At 73.1% G+C, this 17,739-nt stretch carries 15 protein-coding genes; 4 read left to right on the top strand and 11 right to left on the bottom strand.

Going from position 1 to position 17,739, the window contains the following annotated elements; genetic code table 11:
• Positions 1-14 precede the first annotated feature (14 nt).
• The 4 genes from ACZ516_RS05195 to ACZ516_RS05210 all read left to right on the top strand — a co-directional run bounded on the left by ACZ516_RS05195 (position 15) and on the right by ACZ516_RS05210 (position 3,551).
• Positions 15-416: a cobalamin B12-binding domain-containing protein gene (locus ACZ516_RS05195; RefSeq protein WP_469008563.1), complete on the top strand. Its 402-nt coding sequence runs from the start codon at positions 15-17 to the stop codon at positions 414-416.
• Complete coding sequence (locus ACZ516_RS05200; protein WP_469008564.1) at positions 413-1,669, top strand: methylaspartate mutase; 1,257 nt, start codon at positions 413-415, stop codon at positions 1,667-1,669. Before ACZ516_RS05195 ends, ACZ516_RS05200 begins: the two co-directional genes overlap by 4 nt.
• Positions 1,666-2,496: an ABC transporter permease gene (locus ACZ516_RS05205; protein ID WP_361076093.1), complete on the top strand. Its 831-nt coding sequence runs from the start codon at positions 1,666-1,668 to the stop codon at positions 2,494-2,496. The genes ACZ516_RS05200 and ACZ516_RS05205 overlap by 4 nt, the downstream gene beginning before the upstream one ends.
• Positions 2,497-2,606: 110 nt before the next feature.
• Positions 2,607-3,551, top strand: a complete 945-nt coding sequence (locus ACZ516_RS05210) for a TauD/TfdA family dioxygenase (protein ID WP_469008566.1) — start codon at positions 2,607-2,609, stop codon at positions 3,549-3,551.
• Between the two features lie 84 nt (positions 3,552-3,635).
• Here ACZ516_RS05210 and ACZ516_RS05215 read toward each other — a convergent pair whose 3' ends face one another.
• From ACZ516_RS05215 to ACZ516_RS05265, 11 genes are all read right to left on the bottom strand, one after another.
• Positions 3,636-4,550 carry a GHMP family kinase ATP-binding protein gene (locus ACZ516_RS05215; protein WP_358581399.1) on the bottom strand — a complete coding sequence of 305 codons (915 nt, stop codon included), beginning with the start codon at positions 4,548-4,550 and terminating at the stop codon, positions 3,636-3,638.
• Positions 4,547-7,765: a non-ribosomal peptide synthetase gene (locus tag ACZ516_RS05220; protein WP_469008568.1), complete on the bottom strand. Its 3,219-nt coding sequence runs from the start codon at positions 7,763-7,765 to the stop codon at positions 4,547-4,549. The genes ACZ516_RS05215 and ACZ516_RS05220 overlap by 4 nt, the downstream gene beginning before the upstream one ends.
• Positions 7,762-9,057 carry an ATP-grasp domain-containing protein gene (locus tag ACZ516_RS05225; protein ID WP_469008570.1) on the bottom strand — a complete coding sequence of 432 codons (1,296 nt, stop codon included), beginning with the start codon at positions 9,055-9,057 and terminating at the stop codon, positions 7,762-7,764. Before ACZ516_RS05225 ends, ACZ516_RS05220 begins: the two co-directional genes overlap by 4 nt.
• A complete protein-coding gene (gene argH, locus ACZ516_RS05230; RefSeq protein ID WP_469008572.1) occupies positions 9,054-10,541 on the bottom strand; it encodes an argininosuccinate lyase in 1,488 nt (495 codons plus the stop codon). The genes ACZ516_RS05225 and argH overlap by 4 nt, the downstream gene beginning before the upstream one ends.
• On the bottom strand, positions 10,538-11,614 hold the full coding sequence (locus ACZ516_RS05235; RefSeq protein WP_358581409.1) for a cysteine synthase family protein: 1,077 nt from the start codon (positions 11,612-11,614) through the stop codon (positions 10,538-10,540). Before ACZ516_RS05235 ends, argH begins: the two co-directional genes overlap by 4 nt.
• Before the next feature lie 92 nt (positions 11,615-11,706).
• Positions 11,707-12,609, bottom strand: coding sequence for an ATP-binding cassette domain-containing protein (locus ACZ516_RS05240; protein ID WP_469008573.1), 903 nt, complete (start codon positions 12,607-12,609; stop codon positions 11,707-11,709).
• Positions 12,610-12,814: 205 nt separating this feature from the next.
• Positions 12,815-13,555 carry a TrmB family transcriptional regulator sugar-binding domain-containing protein gene (locus ACZ516_RS05245; RefSeq protein WP_358581411.1) on the bottom strand — a complete coding sequence of 247 codons (741 nt, stop codon included), beginning with the start codon at positions 13,553-13,555 and terminating at the stop codon, positions 12,815-12,817.
• Positions 13,556-14,187: 632 nt separating this feature from the next.
• A complete protein-coding gene (locus ACZ516_RS05250) occupies positions 14,188-14,817 on the bottom strand; it encodes an HAD family acid phosphatase (RefSeq protein ID WP_358699139.1) in 630 nt (209 codons plus the stop codon).
• A 355-nt stretch (positions 14,818-15,172) separates the two neighbouring features.
• Positions 15,173-15,508 carry a hypothetical protein gene (locus ACZ516_RS05255; protein WP_361076112.1) on the bottom strand — a complete coding sequence of 112 codons (336 nt, stop codon included), beginning with the start codon at positions 15,506-15,508 and terminating at the stop codon, positions 15,173-15,175.
• A 157-nt stretch (positions 15,509-15,665) separates the two neighbouring features.
• Entirely contained in the window at positions 15,666-16,268 is a 603-nt protein-coding gene (locus ACZ516_RS05260; RefSeq protein ID WP_358581417.1) for a lytic polysaccharide monooxygenase auxiliary activity family 9 protein, read from the bottom strand.
• Between the two features lie 147 nt (positions 16,269-16,415).
• Complete coding sequence (locus tag ACZ516_RS05265) at positions 16,416-17,624, bottom strand: SPFH domain-containing protein (protein ID WP_361076115.1); 1,209 nt, start codon at positions 17,622-17,624, stop codon at positions 16,416-16,418.
• Positions 17,625-17,739: the final 115 nt, after the last annotated feature.

The following is a 17,739-nucleotide window of genomic DNA, read 5'->3' on the forward strand; positions in this document are numbered from 1 at the left end:
CGCCTTCCGTTCTCGTGACGGGAACGTCCTCCGACTCACACACCTGGAATCTGGTCTTCCTGCAATTGTTCCTGGAGGAAATGGGCCACACCGTCGCCAATCTCGGCCCCTGCCCGCCCGACGACCTGGTGGTGGAGAGCGCCCTCGCGGTGCGCCCGGGCCTGATCGTGGTCAGCAGCGTCAACGGCCACGGTTTCACCGACGGTCTGCGGCTGATCCGCGCCCTGCGCGCCCGCCCCGAACTGGCCGCCACCGCCGTCGTGATCGGCGGCAAGCTCGGCACCGACGGGCTGCGCAACGTGGGCCTGGTGCGCCGGCTGACCGCCGCGGGCTACGACCGCGTCTTCGACGACGGGGACCTCGCGGAGTTCCGCGAACTGGCCACCACCCGGATGCCCGCCCGAGCCGTGTCGTGACGTCGGCGCCCTTGCGCCCGGTCGCCTTCGGCGAGTTCGTGTCGCGGGCCCACGCGCGCGGCACGCTCGTGGTGCAGCCCAGGATGGGCTTCAGCGATCCCCGGCTGATGCGCGAAGGGCTGGCCGCGACCCGCTCCGCCGACGCCCTGACCGTCGGCACCCTCACCCTGGACAGCTATACGCGCGTGCGGGACCTGCCCGCCGCCCGGAAGGCCGTCGCCGAGGGCGCGCCCCTCAACGGCTACCCGCTGTGCACCCACCCCGCGGCCACCACCCACGCCCTGCTCGACGGCATCCTCGACGCGGACTTCCCGGTACAGGTCAGGCACGGCTCGCCGCGCCCCGAGCACATCGTGTCCCGGCTGCTGGCACTCGGCCTCGACGCCACCGAGGGCGGCCCCGTCTCGTACTGCCTGCCCTACGGCCGCACCGGCCTGGCCGACGCGGTGGCCGCCTGGCGCACCGCCTGCACGATGCTCGCCGAGGCCACCACCCCCGTCACCCCGCATCTGGAGAGCTTCGGCGGCTGCATGCTCGGGCAGCTCTGCCCGCCCTCCATGCTCGTCGCCATCAGCGCCCTGGAAGGCGCCTTCTTCGCCCAGTACGGCCTGCGCAGCGTGTCGTTGAGCTACGCCCAGCAGATCAGCCCGGAGCAGGACCGCGAGGCGGTGGCCGCGCTGCGCGGGCTCGCCGGCGAGCTGCTGCCCGGCGTCGACTGGCACATCGTGGTCTACGCCTACATGGGCGTGTACCCGCGGTCGCGGCCCGGCGCCCTGAGCCTGCTGACGGCCGCCGCCCGGCTGGCCGTCGAGTCCGGCGCCGCCCGGCTGATCGTGAAGACCGCGGCCGAGGCCCACCACATCCCGAGGATCGCGGACAACGTGGAGGCCCTGGAGACCGCGGCCGCCGCCGCCGCGCGTGCCACCCGGCTGCCCGGCCCCGCCGACTCCGAGGTGTACGCCGAGGCCCGCGCCCTCGTGCACACCGTGCTCGGCCTGCACGACGACATCGGCGAGGCGCTTATCACCGCGTTCCGCCGCGGTCTGCTGGACATCCCCTTCTGTCTGCACCCCGACAACGCGGGCCGCACCAGGAGCTTCATCGACCACGAGGGACGGCTGCGCTGGTCGGACACCGGGGCGCTGCCGATCGGCGGCGCGAGCACGTCCTCCCGCACCGTGCTGACGTCCACCGACCTGCTCTCCGCGCTCTCCCACGTGCAGCGGTCCTACGACTGTGGAGGAATCCCATGACCAGCCCCTCGCCCGTCCCGGCCGACGCAGCGCCAGGGCTTTCCTGGCGGGGCTGCGGTCCCCGGGCGCAACTGCGGATCCTCACCGGGCGTTCGGTCCGGGCACACTTCGCCAACCGCAAGGCCGTCGTGCTGAGCATGCTGCAGCCGGTGTTCATGCTGGTACTGCTCAGCCAGGTGTTCGGTGCCATCGTGGACCGCGGCCGGCTGCCCGACGACATCTCCTACATCGACTACCTGCTGCCCGCCCTCCTGGTCACCACCGGCATCGGCCCCGCCGTGGCCTCGGGCATCGGCCTGGTCCGCGACATGGACAACGGCGCCGTGTCCCGGCTGCGGACGTTGCCCATCCACGCCTCGCTGATGCTGTTCGCCCGCAGCTTCGCCGATCTGCTGCGTACCGCCGGCCAGCTCGTCGTCCTGACGGTCGTCGCGGTGGCGTTCCTCGGCGCCGACCCGGCGGGCGGCGCCCTCGGGCTGCTGGCCGCGCTGGCGCTGACCTGCGGGGTGGTGTGGGCGATGACGTGGGTCTTCCTCGCGCTCGCCGCCTGGCTGCGCAACTCGGAGGCCATGCAGAGCGCCGGCTATCTGGTGACCTTCCCGCTGATGTTCGCCTCCAGCGCGTTCGTGCCCGCCGACCGGCTGCCCGACTGGCTGCAGGTCCTGGCCATGGTGAACCCCCTGTCGTACGCGATGGACGCCACCCGCAGCCTCGCCCTCGACCGGCCGCTCGGCACCGAGGTGTGGTCGGCGCTCGGCGCGAGCGCGCTGGTCGCCCTGGTCGGCTCGACGCTGGCCGTCCGGGCCTTCCGCAGGCCGGTGCGCTGACCCCGGCGAGGGCCGCGCCCACCCCCGGCGCGGCCCTCGCCCCGTCCCGATCCCGCCCCGTCCCGCTCCCACCCGGTCCCGGGCGGGAGCCGCAGAGTTGGAGACCTCTCATGACCTCGTCCACGACCCCCTCCCTCGCCCGCATCGACGCGGGCCCGACCCCGCCCGCGGACGCCGCCGCGTGGCTGACCGGCGAACGGGACCGGATCCGCGCGGCCGTCGCCGAGCACGGGGCCGTCCTCGTCCGCGGCCTCGGCCTGGACAGCCGCGCCGCGGCCGTCGAGGCGCTGCGGCGGGTCATCGGCGAACCGCTGGCCGAGCGGGAGGGGTTCGCCCCCCGCGACCGGTACGGCGAGGGCGTGCACTCCTCCTCGCACTGGCCCGCCGACCAGCCCATGTGCATGCACCACGAACTGAGTTACGCCGGGCGGGCGCCCGCCCTGCTGGCGTTCGCCTGCCTCACCGCCCCGGCCGAGGGCGGGGTGACGGCGCTCGCCGACGCCCGTGCGGTCCTGCGCGACCTGCCCGCCCCGCTCGTCGAGACGTTCCGCCGCGACGGCTGGCTCCTGACCCGGCACTACAACCCGCTGGTCGGCCTCGCCTGGCAGGACGCCTTCCGCACCGACGACCGGAAGGCCGTGGAGGAGTACGCGCTCACCCATGACATCGAACTGTCCTGGGACGCGGAGGGCGCGCTGCACACCCGCCAGCGGCGGCCCGCCGTCCTCACCCACCCCGGGACGGGCGAGGACTGCTGGTTCAACCAGATCGCGTTCCTCAACGAGTGGACGATGGCGCCCGAGGTCCGCGAGTTCCTCACCCTGGAGTTCGGCCCCGAGGGGCTGCCGTTCAACACCTTCCACGCCGACGGCACCCCCCTGGACCGGGCCACCGTCGACCTCATCAACGACGTCTACGAGAAGCACACCGTCCGCGAACCCTGGCGGCGCGGCGACCTGATGGTGGTGGACAACATCCGCATGGCGCACAGCCGCGAGCCCTACCGGGGGGAGCGCGAGATCCTGGTCGGCCTCGGCGAACCCTTCCGCCCCTGAACTCCCCCACGCCGCACGGCGCGTACGCCAAGGGGCCGCATCCGGGATGTCCTTTCCGGATGCGGCCCCTTCGGCACGTCCGCGTCAGTGGAAGCTGAGCGTGCGGTAGACCGTCACGTTGCCCGCCAGCTCCTGGCAGGCCTGGGCCGCCGCCGCCAGCTGGTGGGGGCAGTCCGGCGCCGCCGTGTCGAGCAGGACGCCGAGCGTGGTGCCGCTGTGCCCGACCACCACGCCGAGGCCGCCGACCTCACGGCAGATGCGGATCATCGGGTCCAGCGACCGCTTGTGCCGCAGCACCTGGTTCATCCGGGCACTCTCGGTCGCCACCGCCCCGACCTCGGCGAGGTCGCGGCGGGCCACGGCGCCGGTGACGCGGTCGAGCAGCCGCGCGTACGCCCGCTTGTCGCCGGCGGTGAACGGCTTGGGGATGCTGTTGAAGTCGACGGTGTCCACCGCGCCGCCCTCGTCGATGCTGACCACGGCCATCGAGGGCAGCGACCCGAGCCGGGCGCGCAGCCGCACGCTGCGGTGGTGGAAGGCGACGACGGACGGGTAGAGCACGCCGTCGGTGGGTTCGATCCTGGCGAGGTAGGACTCGATGCGGCGCGGCGGCATCGGCTCGGCCAGGGCGTTGCCCACGGCCCGCGCGGTGGCCACCAGGTCCGCCGAGGAGCTGGCGAGGCCCTTGCCCTCGGGGAGCATGCTGTCGATGCGCAGCACACCGCCCGCGGGCCGCGCCGCGTCCGCCATGATCATGTGAACGAGCCGTCTGGCCTTCTTCTTGTGCGCCGGCCACACCTCCACGGTGTCGGAGTGCGGGTCCAGTTCGAACCGGGCCATGGCCCAGCGCGCGACGGGCAGCGTGACCAGGAAGTCCCCGTCCTCCTCGGGCAGCACGCCCTGGAGCAGTTCCCCGAAGGTCCCGAAGGCCGCGCTGACCCCGGTGGCGCCGACCCGGCGGTATCCGGCCGCGGGTGCGAGCGTCTGAATCGTCTTCACGCCGTCGCTGCTCCTCTCACCAGCGCCGCGGTCTGAGCCGGGCGCGTACTGACGAAATAGTGGCCGCCCTCGTCGAGCACGCGGAGCGTGACCCGGTCGGAGACCGCCTTCCAGTCCTCGTAGGTGTCCGCGAACCGTGCCGTCGCCGGGTCGTCCTGCGCGACGACGACCTCCACCCGCGCGGCGACGCGGAACGGCTCGGCGTCCTCGCGCAGCCGCAGCAGCCGCCGGTCGGTGGTGAGCACGTCGTGGCGGTAGGCGCGGCCGACCACGTCGGCGCGCTCCGGCTTCAGCTCGTCCAGCTCCACGTACGCGTTGTCGGCGCGCAGCCGGGACAGCAGCGTGTGGTTGTCGGCCCGTTCCATCTCGGCCATCTCGGCGCGCAGTGTCGCCTCGTCGTCCAGGAGCTGGGCGCCGATGAAGACCCGCTCCACGGCGCGTCCCGTCTCCTCCAGGCGGCGCGCCGTCTCCAGGGCGGTGACGGCGCCCGCGCAGTGGCCCCACAGCAGGACCGGCGTGCTCACGCGCGCGGTGATCTCCTCCGCGACGCGGCGGGCGATCTCCTCGATGCCGACGAGCGGCTCGTCGGCGCCCGCCAGGTCGTGGCCGGGCAGCTCGACGCCGAGGACCGCGATGCCGTCACGCTCCAGCGCGGCGGCCAGCGAGCGGAAATTGACGGCGTTGCCGCCGGCGTAGGGGAAGCACACGAGCGTGTGGTGCGGGTTGCGGACGCCGGACAGCGGTTGGAGCAGGCCCACGGCCGGGGCTCCCGCGCCCGTGCCCTCGCGGTCGGCGAGGACCGTGGCGAGGTCGGCGAGGACCGGGTGGGCGACCAGGTCCTTGAGGGAGAGCGCCCGGTCCATGTTGACCAGGAGCCGCACCGCGGCCAGTGAGGTGCCGCCGAGCTCGAAGAAGTTGTCGGCCCTGCCGATGCGCTCCAGGGGCACGCCGAGGACCTCGGCCCACAGCATCGCCAGGCGCTGTTCGCCGGGGGTGCGGGGGGCGGCGTAGGGGGCGCCGCCGTGACCGAGGGTGCCGGCCAGGCGGATGAGGGCCTTCTTGTCGACCTTGCCGTTCTCGGTGAGGGGCAGCCGCTCCAGCTGGTGGAAGTAGGTCGGCACCATGTAGTCGGGCAGCAGCCCGGCGAGGAAGTCCCTGGCGTGCTCGGCGGGCAGCTCCTGACCCGCGGCGAAGAACGCCACGAGGTTGCGCAGTTCACCGGGCCCGCCGTCGATGACGACGGCCGCCTCGCGGATGCCGTCCAGGGCGAGCAGCTTGTTCTCGATCTCGCCGATCTCGATGCGGAAGCCGCGGATCTTGACCTGTTCGTCGCGGCGGCCGAGGTATTCGACGCGGCCCTCGGGCAGCCACCGGCCGAAGTCGCCCGTGCGGTACATCCGGGTGTTCTCCCGGAACGGGTCGGGCACGAACGCCTGCCGGGTGCGCTCCTCGTCGTTGATGTAGCCGCGGCCCACGGCGACGCCGGAGAAGGCGATCTCGCCCGGGGAGCCGAGCGGCGCGAGCGCGAGGTTCTCGTCGAGGATGTAGGTGTTGACGTTCCGCAGCGACCTGCCGACGGTGACGAAGTCCCGCTCGGGTACGCCGTCGAGGACCTCGTGCATGGTGTCGTCGGACACCTCGGTGGCGCCGTAGGCGTTGACCAGCTTGATGTCGGGGAAGGCGGCGAACCACCGCTGCACCAGCTCGTACTTGAGCGCCTCGCCGGTCACGGACAGGGTGTGCAGGGCGCCCAGCGGCCGGGGGTGCTGCTCCAGGTGCGTGAGCAGCACCTCCAGGTACGAGGGGACGATCTGCGCGACGGTGACCCGCCCCTCGACCAGCTCGTCCAGGAAGCCGCCGACGTCCATCAAAAGCGCGGTGTCCACGATCCGCACGCTGCCGCCGGTGAGCAGCGGCGCGGCGAACTGCCACAGGGAGATGTCGAAGCACTGGGAGGCGGTCTGCGTGACGACCTCGCCGGGGCCCTCCGCCAGCTCCATGTCCTCGATCTTCATGTGGAGGTGGTTGAGCATGCCGGCGTGCTCGCACAGCGCGCCCTTGGGAGCGCCGGTGGACCCGGAGGTGAAGTAGATGTACGCGGCCTGCCCCGGGGCGAGAGGCACGCCGGGCGGCTCGACGGGCACGCCGGACGCCTGGATCTCGGGCACCGAGAGCAGCGCGGGCGGGCGGGCGACACCGGCCGCCGCGTCCCGCATCAGTGCCGCGCTCGCGGGCTCGGTGAGGGCGAACGCGCAGGCGCTGCGCTCCAGTTGGGTGGCGACGCGGTCGGCGGGGAAGTCGGGGCGCACCGGCAGGTAGACCCCGCCGGCCTTGAAGACGCCGAGGGCGGCGGCGATCCAGTCCAGGGTGCGGTCCATGGCGACGGCGACGACGTCCTCGGTGCCGGCGCCGGCCGCGAGGAGGGCGTGGGCGACGCGGTTGGCGCGCTCGTCCAGCTCCCGGTAGCTCCAGCGGACCCCGCCGTGCACGGCGGCGACGGCGTCGGGAGCGCTGCGCACACGCTCCTCGAAGAGGTCGACGAAGGTGCGCTCCCCCAGCTCGACGCGGGGCCCGGCCAGGCCGTGGAGCTGGGTCTCCACCTCCGCCTCGGCGAGCAGGCTCTGGCGGTGGTGCGGGCGGGCGGTGTCCGCCACGAGGTGGCGCAGCGCCGCCAGGTGGTAGCCGGCGAGGCGGGAGGCGTACGACTCGTCCAGCTCGGCCCGGTCGTAGGCGATCTCCAGGTCGAGGGTGTCCCCCGCGCGGACCCAGGCGACGCGCAGCACCTCGCCCGCGGCGGTCCCGCCCGCGGCTTCGCGTGCCTCGGGGCGCGCGTCGAGGCCCGACAGGTCGAGGACCGCCTCCGGGACGGCCTCCGCGGTGTGCGTGGCCGTCAGGGCGGCGCCGGCGTGCTCGACCAGCTCCGCCCAGCTGGAGTCGTCGACGGCGAGCCGCAGCGGCGTGGCGGGGCGGCCCGCGGCGGCCACGTGGCCGATGAGCAGGCCCCGCTCCGCGGAGACCGTGGCGAGGACCCTGGCGTGTGCGGCGAGCAGCAACGCGCGCCGGTCGGCGCCCAGTTCGGCGGCGGTGCGGCCGAGGTCGCGCAGCAGTTCCTCGGGCAGTGGCGTCCGGTGCAGGCCGATGCCCTCTGCGCGGGCGCCGGGCCTGGTCCACCGGGGAATCCTGGTGAAAGCGTGCTCTCCTGTGCGGTCCTTCATCGTCCCCCGACCCCTTCTCCGTCCAGTGCTTGTGGTGCTGCCTGCTGCTGGAAACCGATCCTGATCAGCCGGGCGGCGTCCAGCGCGTGCCGCTCGGCCTCCTCGCCGCTCCCCCCGGTGGCCACCACACAGGCCAGCCGGTCCTGGAAGGAGTGCGTGACGCGCAGGGTCCGGCCGATGGTGGCGGAGCCGGTGGTGGTGGCGGCCACGACGCGGGGCGCCGCCGCGGCCCGCTCCAGTCCTTCGACGGCGCTCACCCGCCGTTCGGGGTCCTGTGCCGTGCCCGTCGCGAGGAGGAAGCGGATGGCGGCGTGGCCCGCGCCGGGCCCGGCGGCGGGCGCCTCCTGCCCCGCGGCCCCGGCGATCACCTCGTCCACCAGGTCCCGGCCGGTGGCGGCCCGTACGGCGACGGGGATCATGCCGCCCGCGAGGCGCGGGTTGACCTCGATGACGACGGGGCCGTTCGCGGACAGGCGCAGTTCGGTGTGGGCGGCGCCCCAGCCGAGGCCGAGGGCGGCGAGCGCGGCGCGGGCGGTGTCCCCGAGCGCGGCCAGGGCCGCGGGGCCGGCGGGCGCGGGCACGTCGTGCCCGGTCTCCACGAAGTACGGCTCGGGGCCGAGGTGCTTGCCGACGACGGTGACGACGTGGTCGTCGAAGGTCTCCACGGAGAACTCGGGGCCCTCCACGGCCGCCTCGACCAGGATCCGGGAGGGCACCGGGGCGCCGCGTTCGTCGGTCGCCCGGCCGAGCAGCTCGCGGGCCCACCGCGTGGTCTCGGCCCGGTCCCGGCACAGCTTCACCCCGACCGATCCGGAGCCGCTGACCGGCTTGAGGACCACGGGGTGCCCGATGTCCTCGGCGGCCGCGACGGCGTCGGCGACCTCGCCGACGGCCGCGAAGCGGGGCACGGGCACGCCGGCGTCGGCGAGCAGGGCCCGCTGGACGTCCTTGGCGCGGCAGCGTGCGACGGCATCCGCGTCCGGGGCGGGCAGCCCCAGCTTGGCGGCGGTACGGGCGGCGGTCACCACGTAGTACTCGGAGCTGCTGGTGATGCCGGCGAGCCCCGCGCCCCGGGCGAGCGCGGCGCATTCTTCGTACACGGCGTCCGCGTCCGAGGTGTCCAGGACGACGGTGTCGACGCCGTCCTCGGCGACGTACCCGTACCGGCCGGGGTCCCGGGTCAGCAGCACCGGCCGCAGCCCGCGGGCGCGGGCGGCGGCGCAGAAGTCCCGTCCGGTACCGGTGGTGTTGCTCTCCACGAACGCGAACCACCGCGCTCCGGTCCCGCTCATCGGCCCTCTCCCCTCGTCGTCCCCGACGCCAGGATGTCGCCGACGGCCGTGTCCAGTCGCAGCTCCGCCTCGCGCAGCCGGTCCCGGTGTGCGGTCAGCCGGGCCCCGTGGGCCGCGAGCCGCTCGCGCAGGGTGGCGACGACGGCCGCACAGGTGCCGGGGCCGCCACCGCGGTCGTGGGCGGCGACGACCTCGCTCAGCGAGGGGACCTCCGCGCTCACGTCGGCGGGCATGCCGTCGGGCAGCGTGATCCCGGTGAGTTCGTGCTCGCCCGCCTCGACGGCCTCGCGGACCGCCGCGCCCACGACGTGGTGGGCGGTGCGGAACGGCACGCCCTGGGTGACCAGGCGGTTGGCGATGACGGTGGCGGTGGTGAAACCCTCCCGCGCCCGCTGCGCCATCCGCTCGGGCACCGGGCGGGCGCCGCTCACCAGCACCTGGGCGAGCAGCACGCTGTCGCGTACGGCGGCCAGCGCGCCCCAGGCGCCGGAGACCGCCTCGGTGCCGACCTCGATGGAGTTGGTGAACGGCGTGGACTTCGTGGCGGACGCGGACGCGGTCCAGGCGCCGAGTGCGTGCGCGGCCTTGGCCTTGACGTGTTCCAGGAGGAACGCGTTGCGTTTTTGCGGCATGGCCGAGCTGCCGCCCACCAGCCGCTCGGGGAACTCCACGAAGGCGAACTCCTGGGTGCTCCACAGCTGGAGGTCGGTGGCGAGCCTGCTCAGCGTGAGCGCGGCACCGGCGGCGGCGCCCAAAGCGCGCAGCACGCCGTCCCTGGCCGCGACGGCGTCCATCGCGTGCAGCGGGGGCGCGGTGAAGCCGAGGAGGGCCGCGGTGCGGGCCGGTTCGATCGGCAGGTCGGTGCCGGAGACGGCGCCCGCGCCCAGCGGACAGCGGTCGAGTCCGTCGAGGGTCTGCCGCAGTGCGGTGATGTCCCGGTCCAGTGCGGTGGCGATGCCGGCCAGGTAGTAGCCGTAGCTGATGGGCATGGCCGGCTGGAAGTGCGTGTAGACGGGCATGGGCACGCCGTGGTGGGCGCGGGCGCGGGCCAGCAGGACGCCCTGCATGCGCTGCACCTCGCCCAGCAGGCCGATGAGTTCGGCGCGCAGCCGCATCGCGGTGATGGTGGCCTTGATGTCGTTGCGGGAGCGGCCGGTGTGCAGCTTGCCGCCGATGTCGGCACCGAGTTCGGCGACGAGGTGTCCCTCGTACATCAGGTAGAGGCCGCGGGGCGCGTCCGTGCCGTACAGCTCGGCGAAGTCGTCGGCCCGCAGCCGGGTGATCCGCTCCAGGAGGGCGGCGGCCGCGTCCTTCGGCAGCAGGCCGCACTCGGTGAGCATGACGACATGGGCGAGGTCGACGGTGGTGGTGTGGTGCAGTTCGTCGCGGATCTCGGCGGGTCCCGGCGTCCCGTAGACCACGCGGCGGGTCCGCGGGCCCAGGGTGCGGGTGAGGCGGCCGGTGCCCGGTGCGGCGAGGGTCATGAGCGGGCCCGGGCGGCCAGCGGGCCCACGTCGGTGCGGGGCACGGTGCCCGGCACGTCCTCGTAGCGGCGGCGGTTCCAGGCGAGGCGGGTCCAGCCGTCGCCGGCGTCCGCGAAGTCGTCGATCAGGACGGGCTCCTCGGGCAGGGCTTCCAGGCGCTGCCCGTGCTCGGTGAGCCAGGCGTCGTCGTACACGGTGGCCTGGTAGCGGTAGCCCTCGTCGGGGAGCATCACCACGCACAGCTCGTCGGGGTGGCGGGCGGCGTACCACTGGGCGGCGAGGAAGGCGGCACCGCTGGTGGGGCCCTGGAAGAGGGCGTGCCGGGCGTGCAGGGCGCGGGTGGAGGCGTAGGCCTCGGCCGCGGAGCACCAGTGGACCTCGTCGAAGACGGAGTGGTCGAGGTTGGCGGGCCACAGGCTGTTGCCGAGGCCGCGCAGCGCGCGGGGCCCGTCGGGCTGGCCGAAGAGCACGCTGCGGTGGGTGTCGACGCCGATGGCCCGGGTGTGCGGGGTGACCTCGCGCAGGCCGCGGGTCGTGCCGCACATGGAACCGCCCGAACCGACGGGCCCCACCAGGCAGTCGACGGTGCCGAGCAGCTTGCTGAGCTGCTGCGCGACGACGCCGTACGAGCCCGGGTTGTCGGGGTTGGTGTACTGCTCGGGGCAGTAGGTGTCCGGGAGTTCGGCGCGTATCTCGGCGAGTCTGCGCAGTCGGGCGCCCTGGAAGCCGCCGACGGGCGCGGGCTCCCGGCAGATCTCCACGCGGGCGCCGAGGTCGGTGAGCCGGCGGTAGAGGTTGGCGTCGATGGCGGGGTCGCTCACCAGCACCAGCTCCCGCTCCATCAGGGCGCTCTCCATGGCGAGTGCGAGCCCGAAGGTGCCCGACGTGGTCTCCACGATCACCGTGCCGTCAGCCAGCTCGCCCCGCTGTTCCGCGCTCCGCAGGATGGTGCGGGCGGGCAGCAGCTTCATCAGCGTGAAGACCGCGCCGTACAGGTTGGGGGCGAGCCGGATGACGCGCGGCATCATCGTGGCCTCGGTGATCGAGTAGTACGTGGGCGTGGTGAGCGCCATGGAAGTGCTCCCAGGGTCGGGAAGAGAGAAAAGGGAAGAGGACGAGCGGGGAAGGGGGCGAGCAGGGGTGGGGACGAGCAGGGGTGGGGGGGTCAGGAGTGTGCCGGGGCGGCGGGCAGCCGCTCGGCGAGGCTGATGTAGACGTCGTCCAGGGTCGGTTCGGCCAGGGAGATCTCGACGATTCCCACGCCCGCCTCGTCCAGCGCCCTGACCACCGCGGCCAGTCCGGTGGACGCCTCCACGGGAACGGCGACGAGGCCCTCGGGTTCGCCGGACGCCGGTTCGAGTCCGGCGGCACGCAGCGCGCCGAGGGCGGCGGGCACCGCGGCGCCGTCGGCCAGGGTGGCCCGGACGGTGCTGACGCCGAGGCGGCCCTTGAGCTCCGCGACCGTGCCGTCGGCGATGGTCGAGCCGTGCCCGAGGACGACGACGCGGTCCGCCAGCTGCTCGGCCTCTTCGAGGTACTGGGTGGTGAGCAACACGGTCGTGCCGTCGGCCACGGTCGCGCGCACCAGCTCCCACAGGGCGTTGCGGCTGACCGGGTCGAGTCCGGTGGTCGGCTCGTCGAGGAAGAGCACCTGCGGGTGGCCGACGAAGCTGCCCGCGAGGTCGAGGCGGCGGCGCATCCCGCCGGAGTACGAACCGGCGGTGCGGCCGGCCGCCTTGGTCAGGTCGAACATCTCCAGCAGCTCGTCGGCGCGGGCCCGCGCCTCCCGCTTGTTCGCGCCGAGCAGCCGGGCCACGAGGATGAGGTTCTCGCGCCCCGAGAGGCTTTCGTCGACGGCCGCGAACTGTCCGGTGAGACCGATGCGCCGGCGCACCTCGGGCGCTTCGCGCACCACGTCGAAGCCGGCGACGCGGGCCGTGCCGCCGGTGGGCGGCAGTGCGGTGGCGAGGATGCTGACCAAGGTGCTCTTGCCCGCTCCGTTATGCCCGAGCAGGCAGAGGACTTCTCCTTTCCCCACGCTGAGGCTGACACCGTTGAGAGCCTGCATGGAGCCGAAAGTACGGCTTATTTCTGTGGCTTCGATCATCATGCTGCTCACGGAATGTCATTCCTCGCAAATTGCGTATCAGGGCACCCGAGGTGGAGGCGAAACCATTCCTACACACCCCGCTTCGCACGCCACAAGAACAGCTACAGCAAGCTGCCATGGGGTCCGCGCACGGCCGGGGTGCCCGGTTCCGTGTGACAATTTCTTACCCGGCTCGGCGGCGGTCGACGGGCCTTTCGACGAGCGGGGCGAGCAGTCCGAGTTCGACGGCCCTGGCCCCGGCCTGGAAACGGGAGTTGGCTCCCAGTTCACGGGTTATTTCCGCAACGTTCCTGCGATAGGTGCGCACGGACATGCCCAGCTCGCGGGCGGCGACTTCGTCGGTGCGGCCGGAGTTGAGGGCCAGCAGTATCCGCCGGGCCAGAGCGCTGCGCGAACGGTCGCTCAGACTGCGGTAGTCGGAGAGCGCGGCGCTGCCCGACCACGAGACGCTGAAGAGAGTGCGCAGGTTGCGCAGGACGGCGGAGGCGTGCACCAGGACGGCCTCACGGACGTCGAGGCCGCTGCGGGACCAGACGACGCCCGCCGCCCCGTCGGCCAGGACCATCTCCTGGAGCGGTCCGCGGGCGAGCCGGGCCTCGACGCCCGGCGCGTACTTGTCGAGGTGCTCGGCGAGGACACGGTCCTCCAACAGGCCCACGCGGCCCAGGAGCTGGACCTCGACGCCACGCGCCGCGGCCCGGCCGAGATGGCCGATGAGCTGGAGCGTCTCCTCTTCGCCCTTGCCGGAGAGGACGACGGCGAGCGTGCGTCCGGCGGAGGCGACCACCTGTTCGGTGGCGGCCCCGACCGAACCCTCGTCCGGGTCGAGGGCGGCGACGAGGCGCCCTTCGCTGCGGTGGCGGTCGACGGCGGTCTCGACGAGTCTGCGCGCTTCGAGGAGCATGCGCTCGACCTCGCCGTGAGAGGGTGCGGGCGTCTGCGCTCTCAGCGCGGCGAATATCGGCCCGGAATCCGAGGAAATATCGGCATTGGTAGACATACGCGGTACAGCTCCCCCTGAAGCTTAACCAACATCAGCCCGAAACGACATGATCGTAGTGATCGAAGTGATCGTGATCGAAGTGATCGAACACTCCGCGGAAAGGACATCGCGGAGGACAGTTCAAGAGCCGTCGTATTAACCGGCGTTCATCACCGGGTATTCCCGCGGCGGCACATCCGGTCGGACGGACAACACATGCAGTACATGCGACACACTGGAGATGCCCCCATTCCCCCGTGGAAACCCGGGACGCGCCTCGCGCCGCCGGATTCAAGTCACCCTTCAGGGCTCCTCTTGTTGCAACCCTAACCAAACGGCCCGCACAACGTCAACGAAGGCCAAAGGCGTCCCGGGCCATCGTTTTACGGGAAACCTCATGGTGCGGACCGCGGTCTTCAGGTAGGCCGTCAGGTGCTTGATGTGACGACTTGTTACAAACTGATGAGTAGCATAGCCCGACCTCCCGGGCGCCTCATCCCGGGGTGAATGAAGTACCGGGAGGTCACAGCGTTAAACGAATACGCTCGTTGAACCTAGGACAGCTGCCCGTCATAGTCCGGCAATTTGAACCCGCGCTCCGCGTGACCGCCGGCGAAGTCCGTACCGTTATTGCCTATGTTGGCGATGATCGCGTAGCCGCGGCCCTCGATCTCGGCGCGCTTCGCGGCCTTGAACTCGGCCGGGCTGCCGAAGAGATCACCGAAAGTCCGCTGGTAGAGACCGTCCACCGGGTAGCCGACGGACGTCAGGTTCGCCTTGGTGACCAGCTCGATGAGGTCGGGGCGCGCGGTGACGAAGAACACAGCCACGCCCCGCTCCTTCGCCTGCTTGGCGATCTCCAGGACCGGCTTGACGGCGGGGGTCGGCGGGAACGGGTGGAAATGCGTCTCCAGCGAGGTGTTGTCGATGTCGAGCACGATCGCCAGCTTCTGCCCGGCGCCCTCCGCGATCCGCTTCTCCAGGTACGGCCGCACCTCGTCCGTCACCTTGAGGACGTCGCGCTGCCAGGTCCCGTAGTCGACGGCGGCCGCGGCGGCGGGGGCCTGGGCGGCCGGCCGCCCTGCGGTCTCGGTCGCCTGCGCCCCGCCCACGGCGCCGAACCCGAAGAGGGTGGCCGCCGCCACCGTCGTGCCTACGCGCCGTCTCCACTGAGCCGTGGTCATGGAAAACCTCCAGATTACGTGCGACACGCGGCCCCAGGGGCCGCGACCTGTGCTCAACATAGGCCGGGGCCAAGGGTGTTGGGGCGGCCCGTGTCCGCAACCGGAGCAGGGCGGCGACCTGGCACGTGTCAGGTCCGCGGCCCGTCCTCGGCCTTTCCGCCGAACCGGCTTGATCCTTGGCAGGTAATTGCCAGTGCCTTTTGGCGGGAATAGAAGGTGATGTCCCTTTGCCCGCGGCGGCCCGAGGGGGCGGGGCGGCTTGGGGGGGCGGCGCGGCTTGGGGGGCGGGGCGGCTTGGTGCGGGCCTGCGGGGGCCTCTGGGGTCCTCAGTGCGCTTCGGCGTCCGCGCCCGCGGTTACGACAGCACGACCCCGTCCATCACCAGCGCCGCCACGAGACCCGCCGCGAGGAGCCAGGTGCCGAGCCTGGTCCGGCCGCGGCGGCTCAGCTCGATCACTCCTCCGCAGAGGATGAGCAGCAGCCCGTAGACCCCGACGACCAGCACGGACGAGCGGCTCGCCAGCCGCAGCGCAAGGACCACCGCCGCCGCGGCCATCAGCACGGACGCCGCGGCGACGCGGGCGCGGCGGGCGCGGGCGGCCGGGGTCGGGCCGACGGGCCGGGCGTCCGGCTCGGCACCGGGCGGGGTGGGGGGCTGGTCCGACTGCTCGGACTGGTCGGGCGCGCTCATGGTGGTGGATCGTAATCGCTCACGCGAGCGGACCGATGAGGTGTGGCCACTTCCCTGGCAACGGCCCCACGCGGCGCGGGGCCCCGCGTACGCCGTGCGGTCGTGCACGGCGTACGCGGAACCCGTGGGCGGGGCGGGGAAGCCGCTCGGGCAGGGCTCAGTACTTGACGTCCGAGCAGGCGTAGAACGCGTTGCCCGTGTCCGCGATCGTCCAGACCGCGACGATCACGTGGTGCCCGCTGCGGCCACCGGGGACGGTGCCGCTGTGCGAGAGGGTCGCGGGCGGCTGCTGGCTGTTGTACGGCACGGTGAGGAACGGCGTGGTGTCCAGGGCCGCCCTGGTCACCGGCTGGCTGTCGTCCCAACCCTGCTTGGTGATGTAGTACTTGAAGTCCGTGGTGCGGTGGCGCGCGGTGAACTGCCAGCGGAACGTGTAGCTCTGTCCGCCGCTCACCGCCGTCGTGGGCCAGGCTCCGCCCCCGGGCGTCCGGGGCGAGTTGAGCTGGTTGAAGCCGGCTATGCCCGCCGAACAGATCTTGCCGTCGGCCGGTCCACCCGCCGGGAAGCCCTTGGGACCCTCGACGCTCTGCGGTTCGTACTGGATGGAGCCGCAGTTCGTCACCACGCCCTTGGCGCAGTTGATCTGCCTGCTGGCGGGCAGATCGGTGTAGCCGTGGCCGCTGGCGCCACCGGTGGACAGCGCGACGGCGCCGACCGTGGTGAGGCCGACCATGGCCGCGTACATCTTCTTCTTTCGCATGTGCCGCTCCTGACCGAACGTGGGGAGTTCCGGGGACGTGCGCGCACTGCGGTCTAGACCAAGTCTCAGATTATTGGCGTTAGTTGAACATGTCCATACCAATGCCGGAGAGGATCCGTCCGGATCACGGGGCGGATCACGGGGCGGTCACCGGTGCTCGCCGTGCCCCGTGTAGAACGCCACCGTCAGGTCCTTCACCAAGGCCTTGCGCTCGTAGTCGTCCAGCTCCACCAGGCCCCGCGTGGTCAGCCGCGTCACGGTGTCCTCGACCGAGTCGACCACCGAGGTCAGGACGGTGTCCCGGTGCCGTGCGTCGAGGGCCGCGACCCGGCGGCGGCGCATCGCGGCGGCCACCTCGGGGGCGTACTCGATCCGGGTGGGCCGGGCCGAGAAGACCTCCACGCCGACCGCCTCGACGTCCGCCGCGAGCGCCCGGGTCAGCGCCGCGCCCACGGCGTCGGCGTCCCGCAGCGTGGGGGCGTCCCGCAGCGCGGGCGCGTCGTCGTGGAACGCGTCGGCGGGCAGCCGCGAGAGCACGCGGGCCGTCGCCGCCTCCACGCACTCGCGCAGATACTCCTGGTGGTCCTCCACCGCGAGCGTCGCCCGCGCCGGGTCCTTCACCCGCCATACGACGAGGACGACCACCCGCAGCGCGACCCCGTCCCGGTCCACGGCGGGCATCGGCTCGCTCCGCCAGTGCCGCAGGCGTACGTCGACGCGGCGGCGGAGCAGCAGGGGGTTCACCCACAGCAGGCCCGTGCGGCGGACCGTGCCCCGGTAGCGGCCGAAGAGGCTGAGCACCCACGCCCGGCCGACCCGGCCCCGGGCCAGCCCGCCGAAGCCGAACAGGCCGAGCGTGCCCGACGCGGCGAGCGAGGCCCACTGCGCCGGCCCCGGACCGGTGCCCCCGCCGTCGAGTCCGGCCGCCCGCAGCGCCGGCTCCGGCAGCATCCCCGCCCACCACAGCGACAGCGTGCAACCGGCGACGCCCGCGCATCCGCCGAGGACGCCGGCGAGGCCGGGCAGGACCCGGGCCCGCCGCTCGGCCAGGGAAGGGTCGAGGTCGGGCACGGGGCGCGCCGCGGACTCGGCGGGCCCCGCCTCCGACGCCGGCGCGGGCGTGGGCGCGGGGCGGCGCGGTGTCCGGGGCTGCTCCCCCGTACCCCGCCTGCGCCGCACCACGGCGGGCGGCAGCGGGACGGCCACCGGGTCGTCCGGGTCGTCGCGGAAGAGAAGGTGGACGGGGATCTCGGTGGTGGCCTCGCTCTGGATCACCCTCGGCGGCCGCGCGGCGGCCTGCTCGGGCGCCCCGCCGGGCCGCGGGGACTGTGGCTGTGAAGCCGCCGTCGCACTCATCCGTGCCTCCGCCTCATCAGTACCTCCGCCTCATCAGTACTTCCGCCTCATCAGTACTTCCGCCTGGTCCGGCCCCACCTCACGCACGCCCCTGCCTCATCCCTGCCTCCGCCTC

It is taken from the genome of Streptomyces sp. NPDC034037 (genome assembly GCF_055575715.1).